14 protein-coding genes are annotated in these 17,119 nt (G+C 39.4%); all 14 read right to left on the bottom strand.

Annotation, left to right across the window (positions count from 1 at the left end; genetic code table 11):
• Positions 1-225 precede the first annotated feature (225 nt).
• Positions 226-3,453, bottom strand: a complete 3,228-nt coding sequence (gene carB, locus BN986_RS16525; RefSeq protein WP_040982060.1) for a carbamoyl-phosphate synthase (glutamine-hydrolyzing) large subunit — start codon at positions 3,451-3,453, stop codon at positions 226-228.
• 3 nt (positions 3,454-3,456) lie between these two features.
• Entirely contained in the window at positions 3,457-4,650 is a 1,194-nt protein-coding gene (locus tag BN986_RS16530; RefSeq protein ID WP_040982061.1) for an aspartate aminotransferase family protein, read from the bottom strand.
• Positions 4,643-5,440 carry an acetylglutamate kinase gene (gene argB / locus BN986_RS16535; protein ID WP_040982063.1) on the bottom strand — a complete coding sequence of 266 codons (798 nt, stop codon included), beginning with the start codon at positions 5,438-5,440 and terminating at the stop codon, positions 4,643-4,645. Before argB ends, BN986_RS16530 begins: the two co-directional genes overlap by 8 nt.
• A gap of 9 nt (positions 5,441-5,449) precedes the next feature.
• Positions 5,450-6,670, bottom strand: a complete 1,221-nt coding sequence (argJ, locus tag BN986_RS16540) for a bifunctional ornithine acetyltransferase/N-acetylglutamate synthase (protein ID WP_040982064.1) — start codon at positions 6,668-6,670, stop codon at positions 5,450-5,452.
• Positions 6,671-6,688: 18 nt separating this feature from the next.
• Entirely contained in the window at positions 6,689-7,726 is a 1,038-nt protein-coding gene (gene argC, locus BN986_RS16545; RefSeq protein WP_040982066.1) for an N-acetyl-gamma-glutamyl-phosphate reductase, read from the bottom strand.
• 295 nt (positions 7,727-8,021) lie between these two features.
• On the bottom strand, positions 8,022-8,330 hold the full coding sequence (locus BN986_RS26750) for a GyrI-like domain-containing protein (protein ID WP_244445019.1): 309 nt from the start codon (positions 8,328-8,330) through the stop codon (positions 8,022-8,024).
• The gene (locus tag BN986_RS16555) at positions 8,311-9,306 is read right to left on the bottom strand and encodes an alpha/beta hydrolase (RefSeq protein ID WP_052400841.1); all 996 of its coding nucleotides are present in this window, start codon (positions 9,304-9,306) and stop codon (positions 8,311-8,313) included. Before BN986_RS16555 ends, BN986_RS26750 begins: the two co-directional genes overlap by 20 nt.
• A 151-nt stretch (positions 9,307-9,457) precedes the next feature.
• On the bottom strand, positions 9,458-10,570 hold the full coding sequence (locus tag BN986_RS16560; protein WP_040982070.1) for an ABC transporter permease: 1,113 nt from the start codon (positions 10,568-10,570) through the stop codon (positions 9,458-9,460).
• Positions 10,567-11,823: an ABC transporter permease gene (locus BN986_RS16565; protein ID WP_040982072.1), complete on the bottom strand. Its 1,257-nt coding sequence runs from the start codon at positions 11,821-11,823 to the stop codon at positions 10,567-10,569. The genes BN986_RS16560 and BN986_RS16565 overlap by 4 nt, the downstream gene beginning before the upstream one ends.
• Positions 11,824-11,835: 12 nt before the next feature.
• The gene (locus tag BN986_RS16570; protein ID WP_040982074.1) at positions 11,836-12,768 is read right to left on the bottom strand and encodes an ABC transporter ATP-binding protein; all 933 of its coding nucleotides are present in this window, start codon (positions 12,766-12,768) and stop codon (positions 11,836-11,838) included.
• Positions 12,769-13,086: 318 nt separating this feature from the next.
• Positions 13,087-13,905 carry a cytochrome c oxidase assembly protein gene (locus BN986_RS16575; protein WP_040982076.1) on the bottom strand — a complete coding sequence of 273 codons (819 nt, stop codon included), beginning with the start codon at positions 13,903-13,905 and terminating at the stop codon, positions 13,087-13,089.
• A gap of 935 nt (positions 13,906-14,840) precedes the next feature.
• Positions 14,841-15,479 carry a response regulator transcription factor gene (locus BN986_RS16580; protein ID WP_040982078.1) on the bottom strand — a complete coding sequence of 213 codons (639 nt, stop codon included), beginning with the start codon at positions 15,477-15,479 and terminating at the stop codon, positions 14,841-14,843.
• A gap of 28 nt (positions 15,480-15,507) precedes the next feature.
• Positions 15,508-16,581 carry a sensor histidine kinase gene (locus BN986_RS16585; protein WP_040982080.1) on the bottom strand — a complete coding sequence of 358 codons (1,074 nt, stop codon included), beginning with the start codon at positions 16,579-16,581 and terminating at the stop codon, positions 15,508-15,510.
• Between the two features lie 15 nt (positions 16,582-16,596).
• On the bottom strand, positions 16,597-17,112 hold the full coding sequence (locus BN986_RS16590) for a DNA-deoxyinosine glycosylase (RefSeq protein WP_316244933.1): 516 nt from the start codon (positions 17,110-17,112) through the stop codon (positions 16,597-16,599).
• Positions 17,113-17,119: the final 7 nt, after the last annotated feature.

The raw sequence follows: 17,119 nt of genomic DNA on the forward strand, positions 1-17,119 counted from the left end.
GTCCCAGTCCCAGCCCCAATCTTAGGACGTCGCGAACTTAGTCTGCTTCCTTCATTCTCCCACTGAATTAGCCTTAGTGATTCAGGGAGGTAGCGCCCGTTATCTCCCGCCTAAATAAATTCATTTTCGCTCTTTATTTTGAGGCGGGAGTTTTACGGGCGGTTCTCCGTGATAAAACCATTAAAATAGAGGCGACATTTCTGTCAGCCTCTATTTTTTATTTCTTTATGAAGGAACACTACCAACTTTATACAATGTCTTTAAATACTCCTGTAAAGATTGAATATCTGCATTCTCCAAGTGCTGGTATTGCCATACGAGTTTTGCTGTTTCCAAGCTGGTAAAATAAGGAACATTCAATTGAATACAAAGCTCTCTAAGCTGAAAACCAAACCGTTCTTTATCTCTGCCAATACTGGGTACATTAATCACGTAAGCAGGCGGATCTTGTAAGAACAGCTTTTTGAGATGAGCTATTTCACGATTCACCGCGGTAGAAGAAATGTGCTTTTTATTCAGATAAGCACTTGTTCCTTGAGTAGCAATTATTTCTGCTTTTTCAGCAATTTCCTGGATAAATGGAATACTTTCTTCTTTATGATGATCACTTATCGATACAAACCATTTATTTGTGTTATTCAAACGATTCTGCGAAGGTATAATTGCTTTTCTTATTGCCTTTTCCAGTGTCACGTCCATCCCGATGGCTTCACCGGTTGACTTCATTTCCGGACCTAAAATATGATCGACACCTTTTAATTTATTTTTAGAAAAGACAGGTGCTTTTACGGTATAATAATCCGGCTCCTGATACGCAGCAAATTCCTCCATAAAGGCTTGCAGAGATCCACCTAATTGCGCATTCACGGCTAAAGAAACCAGTGGTATTCCTGTTACTTTACTAACTACCGGCACCGTACGGGAGGATCTGGGGTTTACTTCCAGAACATACACTTCTTCTTGGTAAAGTACAAACTGGATATTCATCATCCCGATAATCGGGAGTTCTGTAGCAATCTTTTTCGAAATTTGATAGACTTTCGCCTTTTGCTGCTCTGTTAATGTGATAGCAGGAAATACACTTGTACTGTCCCCAGAGTGAACACCTGCTTTTTCAATATGTTCAAAGATTCCTGGAGTAACCACATTTTTCCCATCACTCACAACATCTACTTCACATTCTAATCCAGGCATATAGGAATCCATCAATAATGGCCAGCATTGATCATACGTATCCACCTGTACTCTTTGTACATTACTGAGTAATTCTTCTTTATTGTAACAAACAAACATCGACTGTCCGCCAATTACATAAGACGGGCGGATCAAAACAGGGTATCCGAGCTGATGCGCAGCTTTTTTCGTTTCTTCCACATCATGCACAATTTCTCCATGGATATGGGCAATATTTAATTGCTCCAAAAATGTATAGAACTGTTCCCGATCTTCCATTTTATCCATATTTTCGGGTCTCGTTCCTAAAACAGAAACGCCTGCTTCTTTTAAGTCCTCCATCAGATTAATAGCTGTCTGTCCCCCAAATTGAACAAGGACATCCTGAATATTTTCTTTTTCCATAACATTCAGTACATCTTCCAAAGCAAGCGGCTCAAAATAAAGACGATCTGCCACTGTATAGTCCGTACTTACCGTTTCTGGATTATTATTGATCATAACCGCTTCATAACCAGCTTTCTGCAACGCCTGCACTGCATGCACGGAACAATAGTCAAATTCAACTCCCTGCCCAATACGGATAGGGCCTGAACCGATAACCAGCGCTTTTTTCTTATCCGATACCGGGTGGACTTGGTTGGGGCCTGACCAGGTTGAATAAAAATAAGTTGAGTTTTTCCCCGAAGTACCCGGGCACGTATCGACATAACGATAATGAGGCGCGAGTCCACGGTTTTTATAAAATTGGCGAAGAACAGCCGGCTCTATATCGAAAAGTTTAGCTAACTGGACATCACTGATATTATATTGCTTTGCCTGTAAAATTTTTTCTTCCGTTATATTCTCCCAGCTCTCCGCTGCCAATTCTTTTTCTAAATGGATAATGGCTGCTATTTTTTCTAAGAAATAAGGCTGGATCAACGTCCGCTCAGCAATTTCCGCAACAGAAAATTGGCGCCAGAAAGCTTCTGCGATAGCAAATAAACGCAAATCATTCGGCTCCTCAAGCAAGGCCCCCAACGCTTCATCCGTTTTTTCTGCAAAGGCCGGCCAACGCAAGGATTGAATATTCATTTCCATCGAGCGAACTGCTTTATTTAAAGCACCTTCGAAGGTTTTATCTAAGGACATAACCTCACCAGTTGCCTTCATTTGTGTACCGAGAGTACGATCTGCTTCGGAGAACTTATCAAATGGGAAACGTGGAATTTTGACAACCGTATAATCCAAATCAGGCGTAAAATGAAGATAAGTTGCTCCACTTACAGGATCTACTAATTCACTCAAATGATAGCCTACTGCACATTTGGCTGCCACTCGTGCAATCGGATAGCCTGTTGCTTTAGAAGCCAAAGCGGACGAACGACTTACGCGGGGGTTTACTTCGATAATACAATATTCATTTGTTTCCGGATGCAGCGCAAATTGAATATTACAGCCACCAACGACTTCCAGTGCACGGATAATTTTTATGGATGCATCACGCAAAAGTTTATTTTGTTCTGCTGATAATGTCTGTGTTGGAGCAGTTACTATCGAATCACCAGTATGAACACCAACGGCATCGACATTCTCCATATCACAAATAATTTGGCAGGCATCACTTTCATCACGCATCACTTCATATTCAATTTCTTTCCATCCTTTAATGCTGCGCTCCACAAGCACCTGGGTAATCGGGCTTAGGTGAAGACCCTTAGCTAATAACTCACAAAATTCTTCTTTATTTTTCGCAAATCCACCGCCTTCTCCACCGAGTGTGTAGGCTGGACGAAGAATAACAGGATAACCGATTGTCTCAGCGAAAATCAAACCGTCTTCAATATTTGTCACAATTTGTGATTCAGAAATAGGCTCCTGAATGGAAATCATTAAATCTCTGAATTTCTCTCTGTCTTCTCCCTTTTGTATAGAAGCAATGGAGGTTCCGAGTAATGTCACCCCATGCTTCTCCAGAATCCCTTTACCATCAAGCTCCAGGGATAGATTTAACCCCGTTTGCCCGCCCAAGGTTCCAATTAAACCATCCGGCTTTTCCTTTTCAATGATTTTTTCAACCACCTCTACTTCCAATGGTTCTAAATAAACTTGGTCTGCGATGGTTTCATCTGTCATAATAGTTGCGGGATTATTATTGATAAGAATTACTTCGAGTCCCTCTTCTTTTAAAGCAAGACAAGCTTGTGTCCCAGCATAATCAAACTCTGCTGCCTGACCGATAACAATTGGTCCTGAACCTAAAACAAGTACTTTTTTTATCCCTGGATGTATTGGCATACACTATTCCTCCTTCTCCTCTATATCTGCTGCAATAGCCGTTATTACTTCGATAAAAGTGAATAACTCTTCTTTCTCTGTTGTTAATGGAGGCAAAATACGTACGACGTGCTCTCCTGCTGTTAAAACAAGAATCTGCTTTTCTCTTAATTTTTCAACCCATGTACCCGCTTTATTTTCTACTTCCATCCCGATAAGAAATCCTTTTCCCCGTACCTCTTTAACGAGTGTATTATTTTCCGCCAGCTCTGTTAATGCTTCTGTTAAAAGAAAGTACTTCTCTTTTAGGCCGTTAAAAAATACAGGATCTGAAATTTGTTCTAAAGTAGCAAGCCCTGCTGTTGCTGCTAGTGGGTTTCCGCCAAAGGTGCTGCCATGAGTTCCTGGTGAAAAGCTGTCTGCTGCTTTGTTTTTTGCTAATAATGCTCCAATCGGAAAACCGGAACCTAATCCTTTCGCCAACGTAATCACATCCGGTTCTATATCATATTGCTCATATACAAAGAGTGAGCCCGTTCTACCGATTCCAGTCTGAATTTCATCGACCATAAACAGAATGTCTTCTTGCTTACAATAATCATATAGAGCTTTTACCCATTGGATGTCTGCCGGATGAACACCGCCTTCTCCCTGAACAAGCTCCAATAACACGCCTGCAGTTTTATTCGTATCTATCTGCTCAATTACTTCCGGCTGATTAAATGGCAAATAGGTAAAACCAGGTGTCAATGGTGTAAAACCGTTATGAATTTTTGTTTGTGCTGTTGCCGCCATGGTAGAACCTGTTCTTCCATGAAAAGAATTGGAAAAAGTAACGATTTCCGTTCTTTCCGGCTTTTGATGGTCTTTGGCATATTTTTTAGCCAATTTAATAGCTGCTTCATTTGCTTCGGCACCGCTATTACAGAAAAATACTTGATCGAAACAGCTTAGAGAAGCTAATTTTTCAGCTAGTGCCTCTTGCACAGGAATTTGATATAAATTAGAGCAGTGCCATAAATTCTCTAATTGCTCTGATAATTTTGCTTGCACCTGATCTGGCACATGCCCTAAGTTACAGGTTGCAATGCCAGATGTATAATCTAGATATTTTATATCCTGATCATCCCATACGTAACTTCCCTTCCCTTTTACAATGCGAAGCGGCAAACGTTGATAGGTTTTCATTAATGCTGATGTTGTCGTTGTACTAGACATGCTCAAACTCCTTTTCACTTAAAATTGTTCCTACTTTTTCTCCATCTAAATATTTCAAAATGTCATTCGGCTCCAAGCCGTTTAAAATAACTGACTCTTCTACGCCCCCCTGTAAACTTGCTAATGCAGAACGCACTTTAGGGATCATTCCGCCATAAATTACGCCAGCATCAATCAATGCTTCTACATCTTTTTTCGTTAAATGATGGTGAATGACTTCTTTTTGATCGACCGTTTCCATTACTCCCGGAATATTACTGATTAAAACAAGCTTACAACCTAATGCTTCTGCTACAGCACCAGCTGCTGTATCACCGTTAATATTCAAGCAAGTTTCTCCTTCACCTGCTGCAATTGGAGAAATAACAGGAATGCCGCCCTCTTTCAGTATCATGTCTATCCAGTATGTTTCCACTTTGGTAACTTCTCCAACGAAGCCCAGTTTTCCATCCAGAATCGGTTCAGCCTGCAGCAGCCTGCCATCTACTCCACTTAATCCGATTGCTTTTCCATTTTGATTTTGAAATGAACGAACGATCCGCTTATTGATTGTTCCACTCATTACCATTTGTGCAACTTCTAACACTTCTTTTGTGGTAACACGCAGTCCATCAATAAATGTACTTTCAATTTTCATTTTTTCCAGCGCCTGATTGATTTCTGGACCGCCGCCATGGACAATAACCGGATCGCAAATCTTTTTTTCTTTTAAATCAATCAAGAGTTCATAAAAAGCTTTCGGCAGTTCCTGCAGGATACTCCCGCCAACTTTAAATACTACTTTTGTCATTAGAACACCTCACGTTCGATAGGATGCATTAATTTGCACATAATCATAGGTTAAATCGCAGCCCCATACAGTTGCTTTTTCGGAACCTTCCTTTAGACTGATAAAAAGATGAACCGTATCCTTAACCAATTCTTTGACACAATTTGGTTCATGAAAGGATAGCAATTCCCCATCCTGAATAATCTGTTCTGGACCAATCGCAAGCGATAATCCATGCTTATCAAAAGGTATGCCACTTGCACCAAGTGCACTGATGATTCTCCCCCAATTGGCATCTTCTCCGTAAATGGCTGTTTTGACAAGACTGGAACCAACCACTGCTTTCGCCATTCCGGCTGCTTCCTGCTCCGATTTAGCTCCTTCAACCGTTACTTCAATCAGTTTTGTTGCTCCCTCTCCATCTTTAGCTATCATTTTTGCAAGCTCCCGGCTGACGAATTGCCATGCCTCTATAAATCGATGCCATTCCGGATGTTGTGGATGCAGCGTCTCATTATTTTGCATGCCATTAGCTAAGACAAGCACCATATCATTTGTACTGCAATCTCCGTCTACTGTAATCCGGTTAAAAGACTGGTCCGTGGTTTGTCTTAATCCTTGCTGAAGGCTGTCAGCTTCGATCTTTGCATCTGTTGTAATAAAGGAAAGCATCGTTGCCATATTGGGGTGAATCATTCCAGATCCTTTAGCAGCACCAGCAATCGTAATGGGTTTTCCATCTATTTCTACCTCTACAGCAATATGCTTCGTTTTCAAATCCGTTGTTAAAATCGCATGTTCAAAATCAGCTGCAGCTTCACTTTCTCCAATACGTGCGATGGCACCTTTTATCAAATCCATTGGCAACATCTCGCCAATTACACCTGTGGAGGATACTGCAACCAGCGAAGGATCGATCCCCATTTTTTCTGCAGTCAATTGCTGCATTTGGATCGCATCCTGATACCCTTGTTCTCCTGTATAAGAATTGGCATTCGCTGAATTCACAACGACTGCTTGGAGTTGGCTGGAATGCTTTAATGCTTCCTGTGTTACCTCAAGTGGTGCAGCCTGGAATGTATTCTGCGTATATACAGCTGCTGCACTTGCCGGAACCTCAGAATAAATCCATCCAAAATCAAGCTTTGATTTACGTAAACCAGCGTGTATACCCCCTGCGATAAACCCCTTAGGCTGGTCAATATGTGCATTTTCTAAAATATTAAATGACTTTGATAATGTATGTTCCACCCATTCTCCTCCTTTTAATTATGGAAATACCGGAATAAACTCCAATCCCATGGTTTCTTCCCAGCCGTTCATTAAATTGGCATTGTGAATTGCCTGACCAGCCGCTCCTTTTACTAAATTATCAATTGCCGATGCAATCACAATACTATTTGTCCGTTCGTCTACATATGCTCCAATATCACAGTAATTACTGCCTGTTACCCCTTTAGTTGTCGGGAAATGACCTTCTGGTAACACACGGATAAAGGATTTTCCCTGATAATATTCCTGCAAATATTCTAAAATAGAAGCTGTGGTTTCTTGCGTTTTCATATCCGCATATATGGTACATAGCAGTCCTCTTGTCATTGGAATTAAATGTGTAGTAAAGGATATCTTCACATCTTTATCGGTGAATTTAGACGCATAGCGCTCTATTTCCGGAATATGCTGATGCTGCCCAATTTTATAGGGAACCACATTTTCATTTGCTGAAGAAAAATGGGTTTTTTCACTTAAGCCTTTTCCAGCTCCAGAGATTCCTGTCTTTGCATCAATGCGAATACCTTCTGTCTGAATTTTACCTCCATCGATGAGAGGGATTAATGCAGATAAAGCAGCGGTTGGGAAACAGCCTGGATTAGAAATAATCGATGCGGATTTAATTTCCTCTGTAAAAATATCACTGAGTCCAAACACGGCTTTTTCCAATACAACAGCAGAAGCAGGCTCTTTTCCATACCATTTGCTATACTCTTCCTGATTTAATCGAAAATCACCAGATAAGTCGATACATTGAACAGCAGTATCCTGAAAAGATGGTATAATATCTTTAGCGACGCCGGCCGGGGTTGCCAGAAATAATATATCAATCTCTTTTTCTAGTTCCTCTGTATTCAGGGATACCATCTCCTCCGTGATAATATTTGTTAAATGCGGATACGTTGCCGCTAACTCCTCTCCCGCCTGTGATTGTGATATAATTTTAGTAATCTCGATCTCTTTATGTGATTGGAGAAGCCGGATAAGTTCAATCGCCCCATATCCGGTTCCGCCAATAATTGCCGCTTTCTTCAAAAATACTCTCTCCCTTGTCTGAAAAATGAATTATTCATTATTATAAATATTTATGCATGTTTATGCAAGGGAATTTATAAATATTAATTAAATTTCTTCAGATTATTTGTCTATTTGTATAATATATGAATAAAAAAGACATGGATCATGCGTTATGATCCATGTCTTTTTTACAATTTAAGAAAGTATTAAGAATTTAAGGAATAAAGTATAAGGGATACTAAAAAAGCAAAATATGCTTTGAAGTCTCTCTTTAACGAATGCCAGGTTTTCTTTATCCTTCAATACATGTGTCTTATTTGACCGGTATCCAAATCTCAGAATAGTAATCTTCTTTTGTGGCATCCCCATCCAAATAGACTTCTAATTCAGGTGTGCCGGCATGTTCATAGCTGCTGGAAGGAAACCACTCCGAAAATATTTGCTGCCATGCCTTTTGAATAGCGTCCGGCATTGCACCGCGTACTTCAAATATTGCCCATTTAGATGCCGGGATTTCGGTCGCTTCCAATTGATCAGGGGTTTCATTTTGATAAGCTGTTCCAAGCTCCCATGTGACAGATTTTAGATGATAGTAAATCGTATCAGTCAGTCTTCTGTACAAACCGTTCCAGAAAACCATCCAATGTTTCCTTATATAATTCCTCATCCTTCACAAAGGACTCTCCGTGACTTGCCTCATCCACAAGCAGAAGCTCCTTTTCACTTTTAGTATTTTCATAGAGTTCCTCTGTCATCTCAGTGGGTACAAAGACATCCTCTTTTCCATGTATATATAAAATAGGCACTTCCGCTTTTGCAACTTGATCTAAAGCAGAGGCTTCCTTCAGCCCGTAGCCGGCACGAATTTGCGTGACAAGACTGGTAGATGGAATAAACGGAAAGGAAGGCAGATGGAACATCCGGTCAATTTGATAAGAGAATAAATCATTAACATCTGTATAAGATGCATCTGCTACAACAGCTTTTACATTTGGCGGGAGTTCTTCTCCACTCGCCATTAAAACAGAGGATCCTCCCATGGAAACCCCATGTAACACAATTTCAGCATCCTCACCGACACGTTCAATGATTTTATCCACCCAATCGAGCAAGTCTAAACGATCATGCCAGCCGAAACCGATATAATCCCCCTCACTCTCTCCATGTCCGCGCATATCTGCCGTAAAAATGTTATATCCTAAATCCTCATAATAATGCTGTCCGTATAAAGCCATATCTTTCCCGTGGCCCAAATAGCCATGGGCAAAGATAACCACTTTATTCGTAGGCTGTTCTGCTTCCAGATAATACCCTTGTAAATCAAAATTATCATAAGAAGTCTGATGCCATGTTTCAAACGGCTGTTCATCCGACCAGTCCCGCCAATCACCTTCTAATAAAATATCCAGTGTCTCTGCTTCCACTTCCAGGTCATCATTATCGTTTAGAAAATCTTTTACATTGCGTTCAATAGCAAGATTATAAAAGAAAAACGCAGCAGCAAAATTTATAATAAGGAGTATCAGCACCACTCCGGAAATAATCCAAATCCATTTCTTCTTTTTCTTCACACTTTGACCCTCTTTTCTATCTAACATTCTAACTACCTATTATACTAGAAATTCCCTAAAGTATATAATCCAAGTTATGGGAGTATGTCAGGAAATTTATTTAACCGTACATACACAAATAAACGTATAAGGCTTTGCCAGCGCACAAAGCCTTATACGTTTTACACATGCTGTTTGATTAAATATGTCGTCTTTCCATTAAATGAATGCCGAGGCCGGTAAATAAGACCGTCATCAAAGTTAAAATACTGATCGGCTGCAGGAGCTCTGTAAAGGAATAGCCGTAAACTGCTGCTCCCTGAATAATATCTAAACCGTATTTGATTGGATTCAAATCCGCTAAAAACAGCAGGACAGGATTGCTGACAATTTCTAACGGCCAAAATGCACCGCCAATCATGGCTAAACTTACTGTAATAATACTGATTGCTGCATTAAACTGCTCTACATTTTTAACAAGTGCTGTAATCAAAATAGACATGGCAACAATAGCTAAAACATATGGAATCAGCATCAGTAAAATCTCAATCATTCGATCATTAAACGTAATTCCCCGCCAGAAATAGAAGAAACTAAAAATAATGATAAGCTGCAGGTATCCTTCTATAAAGCTATATAACAGGTTAGCAATATACATTTCTGATTTCTTAATCGGCGATAAAATCATCCTGTCCCAGACACCCATTCTTTTTTCTGTCAGGATCTTTACCACGCCATACGCAATGGTATAAATAGCGAAAAATAATGCAAATCCGCCAACACGATGTACATTATCATCATATTGCCAGGATTCTTCTCCTGCAAAACTGTTTACCGATAAATCAAAGGTTCCTTCAGAAACGGCTTCTTGGTAGGTGGAAACGGCTTGATCGGCTTCCATTCCCTCAGCCTCTGCCGCTTCTCCAATTAGCGCTTCCTGAATATCTGTCGTATATACTTCCTGAACCGTCTGCTGAATCAGGCCAGTATTGGGGGACTCTACACCTACTAAAATATCAAAACGATCTTCTGATAAGATTACTCCCGTATCTGCTTCTCCTTCCCTCAGCTCTTTTTCCAATGTTTCTTTATCTACTTCATAAAATTGAAAAGCTTCCTGCTGCTCTAAAGAATGCTGGTAATTACTTGCACCCTCTTCTGCATGTACAGGCACTGGAAGTCCGCCGCCTTCTTCACCTACATTCAAAGAAGAAGTTACCCAAGCAAACACAATAGACATTCCTGTAAAAAGGAGGAAAGTAAATGGATTACGAATCAACTCCCGTATTCGTGCTAATAGTATTCCTTTCATCGTGTCGACCCCCTCTTTGGAAAGCTTATTGCAGCAACAACAATCATTAGAATACCGAAACCGATCATATAGATAAGATAATTCGAAATATCGTCTACGCCATTCCCCTGAAGTAACTGGATGTAAGCACTTAACCCAGATCCGTTCGGCGTCATATCACCTATAAACTGAATCGTTTCCGATAATTCTCCAATCGGGAAAAAGCTCCCTCCAATAAATGCAAAAATTGAAGTGACGACCCCTGAGAAAAATCCAACAATCGCATCTGATTTAAAACGATAGCTAATAGCTGTTAATAGTACGGTAATTCCGCCTACAGCAACAGCATAGGAAAAGGTAGTTACCAAAAATGCCGGCACATCATGAAACGTAACTTGGAAAACAAAATAAGAGAAACCAAAAATCAGCAATAACTGGATAAAGGCAATGATCATACCAGAAATTAAAATACTGAAGAAGTACATCCATCTCGGCATATCGCCAACAATAATACGATCAAACACCTGAATCTGTCTTTCTCTGGTTGCAAAAAATCCAATGGTAGAAGCAACATATAATCCGGTATAAACTGCCATGGCTACCGTATAATAATCACGAGAGGAAATAGGGTCCATCTGTTCGACTTGTGTCTGCTCGCCGACATTTGAGGCAGCCTGCATTTCATCCATATCTATCGCCAAATCATTTTGCTGCAGAAAAGCCTGCGCTGTCAGATTCTCATCAAATTGCTCCAGAATTTGCGATAAGACGGATGAATAGATCCCATCCTCCTGGTTGACATGCAGTGATAAATCTGGTTTTGCCGTACCTTGCCCTGAAATAGCCTGCAGCATATCATAGGTGAAATTTTCTGGTACTTCGATTAAACCGGAATAGGAATCATCCGCAAGTACATCTGCTTTTTCATCTTCTTGGATGATTTCTAATTCAATCATTTCCTCCAGATCTTCTCCTTGAAAAACATCTTCCCGGAGCATCCTAATCATTTGCAAGTCTTCACTGTCACCAAAAGCCTCTGCTGGTGCACCTAGTGCTTCCATTTCATTGATAAATTGCTCGACCTGCTCTGCTTCATCCTCATGCTCCAGCCAGGCTACTTTTAATTCAAGCTGCGGGCTGCCGCTTTCCATAAACCCTGCTAACGCAAAGCTTAAAATAACGATTAGAATGATTGGCAACCCCAACAGTAAGAAGATTTGAACTGGATTACGCCATAGCAGGAGCAATTGTTTTTTAACTAATTGAAATATCATAGCAATCCCCCTCTAATCGCGTAAGGCTCTTCCGGTTAAGTGCAAGAACACATCCTCAAGTGTCGGGGACTTAACATGCAGTGAGCGTAAAGTAATATCATATTTTTCCGTCATCGAAATAATTTCAGAAAACAAATTGACTTCCTTTGGCGTAATTAATGTAATCTCCTTTTCTTCCACATGCACATTTGTCACCAATTCATGTTCCTTCAACTGAGCAATAAATGCTTCACTCCATCGGTCAGACTGGATTGAAATCGTATTTTCAGAAGATAGAATCTGCTTGATTTCTTCTTTTGTCCCAGAAGCGATTAAATTACCCTGGTCCATAATATAAATACGATCGCACAAATAATCGACTTCTTCCATATAGTGGCTTGTATAGACGACCGTCATTTGATTTTCTTTGTTTAAACGTTTGACAGTCTCTAAAATATAACTTCTTGACTGCGGATCAATTCCGACAGTCGGTTCATCCATAATCAAAATTTTCGGGTTATGAAGCATAGCCACCCCAATATTCAATCGTCTTTTCATTCCTCCTGAAAAAGACTCTACCAATGCTTTTCGCTTCTCCGTTAAACCAATTTGCTCTAAAATTTCATTAACCCGCTGTTTTAAATTCGAGCCCTTTAAACGATAAATTCTTCCAAAGAAAAGCAGATTTTCTTCTGCCGATAACTGCGGATAGAGTGCAATTTCCTGTGGTACGACACCAATGGCTTTTCGTAAGGGGGATGGCTTTTTAAGGACAGACTTTTTTAAAAAACGGACATCTCCCTCTGTTGGTTCAATTAATGTGGAAAGTATTGAAATAGCTGTTGACTTTCCAGCTCCATTCGGGCCAAGTAGACCAACAATCTCCCCCTGCTCAATAAACATGTTTAACGATTTCACTGCTTCTGTTTTTTTAAAACGCTTTGAAATATCAATTAATTCCAGCATGACAGCCCCTCCCATCGAATCTTTTTTTATTTTATCGTCTCTTGATACAAAGCGACACTCCCTTCCGTCATAAATTGTAATGAAAAAAAGTGACTCCAGTCATTTTTCTTAAAAAAACAAGATAGGAAACCACATATCTCATGCCTCTTATCTATCATGAAAAATTAAGGTTTTTGGCGTTCCAATATTTAAAGTCCTGCCTGATTCAGATAAGTTAAGTACGTACAACGACGATATTTTGGTACAGAAATTGATTCTTTCTAGCACGTAAAACAGCAGAACTGAATTTCCAGTTCTGCTGTTTTTGCGTGTCTATATCTATAATACTTTTTCATTTTTAAACTGTCTTTGTGACCAAACTAACGTAATGACAGAAACCAGTGCAATACTGAACAGAAAAATTAAAATTCCCATTTGCTGCTCATAAACTGGATCAAAAGGTAAAAAGCCAATATAAAATTCATCCGGCATCTGTAAATCAACAGGGATACAAACGCGTAATGATTCTAAAAAGACCGCCGGGTCATTATATGTTTGATAAATACCTGAACCTGCTAAAAGACCATAAAAGCAATATGGTAAGAAAGCAGATATTTGAATAGCCATCGCATACCATCTAACACGATTATTTGGCCAATAAAAGAAAAATGCCGACCAGAAATTTAATGCGGCCAAAAACAAACACAACATAAAGAAATGATTCCAATACAGCTCTATACGGGCAATATCAAACATAAATGGCAGATGATAACCATAGAAGAAGACAGTCAGTAAGATGATGGCTACTACCGGTTTCCGGATAAAAAGAAGCGTCCTTTTTATCCAGTAAATTTTTTGACTGATCCAGGATTTTGGTTTCCAGCCAATAACAAGTAATGGAGAAGCAACAAATAATAAACCGACAATTTGATACATATGCGCCTGAAGGGTAAGCCTGCCAATAATATTTAATGGGCTTCCAACAGCTAAAAATAAAACAATCATACCCAGGAGGAAAGAGGTGATATGTAACATACTACTCTTACCTTTGGAAGGGATCATAAAAAAATAACAAACAATCATAAATGCACAAAACAAAAAAATGCCACCATTCCATAGGGTTGAAAAATGAAATTCATCTAAAAATATTGCAATCATATCTTCTTCACCAAACTTTTATTAGGGTTACTTCTATTTTAAAATACGTAACGTCTGACTTCAGCAAGGAATTGGTACAATTTCTTGACATTCGCTTTTTGGATATTTCTTTGAAGCAGACGCTCTAAGATTTTTCTGTTTTATATTCATTGACTCAACTTTCGCACCTTAAAAAGAAACTTCCTTTCCATAGAAACAGGAGTGATTGTTCTTTTGTTAACTTCCTTGACAAAGAAAGAATAGAAGGTGAGGTGTAAAATACCGCTGCGGCGGACCGTTTTGCTTTCCTAGGGGCACGCTCTTCAGCTAACTTTTGCCAAGAAGATCGCTTGGCAAAAGTGGATCTTCAGATGGTGCTGATCCCTCAGGAGTCAAAACGGTCCACCTCCGCTAATTAGGTGTTCTATATATGAAATAGCTGAACAAATAAAAGGTGGTTCAGACAGAAGAGATTTTCGTGGTACGTGGTAAAGATATTCAGCAATCATTCTTTTCTGTGCATGAAAGTTATTCTTGACGTTAACTATCCACGCTGTTATGATTCGAACTGCTAAACCATCCATTTGAAATAACGGAATGATCTTGTCATCAAGCGATAGAGATACTATTTCGTCCACTCCAACAGGATGTTATTTCATTCATTCGCTGTAGAATCCTAATTAAGCGGAGTCCAACCACGCAGACTCCTATGGGAACAGGGCGAGCTGAAGATCCACTTGAAAAGCGGTCTTCTTTTCAAGTTAGCTGAAGCCGTCCCCATGGAAAGCGGAGTGGTTGGACGGAGCGGAAGCTATACACTATTATTAGTTCAAAAAAAGCTGATTTAACTAAAAAGCAAGCACAATAAAAAAGAACTTGATAATCCTAAAACAGCAAGAAATATTTGCTTATTCTTAGGTGCGATAGTTGAGTCATTGACAGTCCCGCCCCTCTTATCATGAAATATCATGGGTGACTGCATAAATAGCAAGCTGCGTCCGATCACGTAAATTCGTTTTTTGCAAAATAACAGAAATGTGATTTTTTATTGTTCCGATAGACAGATAGAGCTCTGCAGCAATTTCTTTATTTGTTTTTCCCTGCCCAATTCTTTTTGTAATCGCTCGTTCTCTTTCCGTAAGGTCAACCTCCACATTGGCAGCTGTTTTTTTAGATTGCTTTAATAATTTCGGCATTACTTTTGCGGTTACTTCATCATGTAATACCAAGCCACCCTTCATGACACTGTAAACTGCTTCAATAAGCTTTTTACCATCAGAAGTTTTCAATAAAAAACCGCTTGCCCCTTCATTCAATGCTTCCAGCGCGTATCCATCATCATTAAAAGTGGTTAGAATTAAAATTGGCACATCTGGCCACAGTTCTTTTATTTTTCTTGTCGCCTCAATTCCATTCATATCCGGCATTCGGATATCCATAAAAATAACATCGACACGATGCGCAGTCATCTTCTCCATGGCCTCGTATCCATTACTTGCTTCACAGCTTACACGTATCTGTTCATCCTGTTCCAAAATCATACGTAATCCTTGCCTTACAATTTCTTGATCTTCTACAAGCATAACGTGGAACATAAAGTATCATCTCCTCCCGCCACTTGTATTAGCCGGGAATTCTGCCTGATAAAACAAACTTATCAGGCAATTGAAGAACCTCTAATTTGCCATCCAATTCTTCAACACGGCTCTTCATATTTGTCAGTCCAAATCCCGGTTCATAGGCTTTTACTTGATGTATTTTATTACTGATTTCAAATTGGATTGCTTGATCTGCAGATTTACTTAATGTTACGAAAACTTCACGACTGTTGGCATGACGCATTGCATTGGTAATCCCTTCTTGGATCACTCGATAAAGAATAACGCTTTTAGCATTGGATATTGGCACAGATAAAACCCCATTCTTCATCGTGAAATGCACATTCAGATGGCTCTCACTTTCTAATTTCCGAATCAGATAGACAACCGTGGCAATTCCTTCTGATTCTTCCACTTTTAATGCTTTGACAGCATCTCTCGTTTCCTGCAAACTTTTGTTTGCTAATTCCTTCATCTGCCCTAAATCCAAATCAGGATATTTAAGAGATAACATCTCTATTTGCATAATTAAAGCCGTCAATTGATGTCCCACAGAGTCATGCATATCTCTGGCGATACGTGTTCGTTCCTCCATCTTCGCATTTTCCTCTGCCTTCACATGCAGCCGCTTTAACTGACGATAAGAATCACTTATTTCGTCATATAAATGCTTATAATATTGATCATTTATCCATTGTATATGTAAAAGAAAACCAACTGCTCCCATAAAAACACTCCCAAGAAGCAGTTCATAAGAAATGGGTTCCAGGATAGATAATAGCACGGATACTGCTATGATAACGGCTGATAGTAAGTAGTAGGCATATGCTTGTAATTGCTTAGCAGCTAATAATAGTAAAAACCACATTAAACCTAACGAAAATAAGATATTTTCTGAGAACAAGAAGCTGGCGCATAAAACAATGATCACATTCCCCAGAAATAAATATAACTGCTTCACGCGGAACGATAATAAAAAGAATAAAGCTAAGCTTAATGCAAACAAAAAGAAATGAAGAGGGATAAACGTGCTTTCAAATACAAGTAATCCAATCCATAGTATGGAAAAAAGTAAAAATTGTAACCAAAATTGTTTCATCCTATCCCCTCTTATTTAAGATTTTATATCATTTAAATAGCTTGTAACCACACGCCACGCTTCGATTTTTTCTTCAAAAGTTTTATTATATTTTCCGGGAATAGGACTTGTAGAAGGGAGCTTGATCACATCAATTTCCTGCTGCATCCGGGGAGAAATAAACTTTTGAAACATTTGATATGCTTTTGTCCCATTACAAGCAACCAACTGTATGGACGGATATTTTTTTAAAAGCCCGGGAATATCATTAGGCTCTTCTTCTTCAATATGCATATCCAGACTTCCTTCCCGGTAACAATATCCGATCGTATCCCATAATGCCAGATGATGCTTTTTGATAATATGTATTTTTTCAGAATACGTTTCAACGGCATTTTCATTTAAAATATGATACATAATTGACCAGAAATGGTTTCTGGGATTTCCGTAGTATTCTTGCTCTTCCAATGATTTTTTACCAGGCATGGAACCGACAATAAGAACTTTAGGCTTATTGCCGATAACCGGCGCAAATGACTGAAGCTTATCCATCATGTTC

Source organism: Oceanobacillus jeddahensis, from assembly GCF_000750635.1.
In the GTDB taxonomy this organism is placed as follows: Bacteria; Bacillota; Bacilli; order Bacillales; family Amphibacillaceae; genus Oceanobacillus; species Oceanobacillus jeddahense.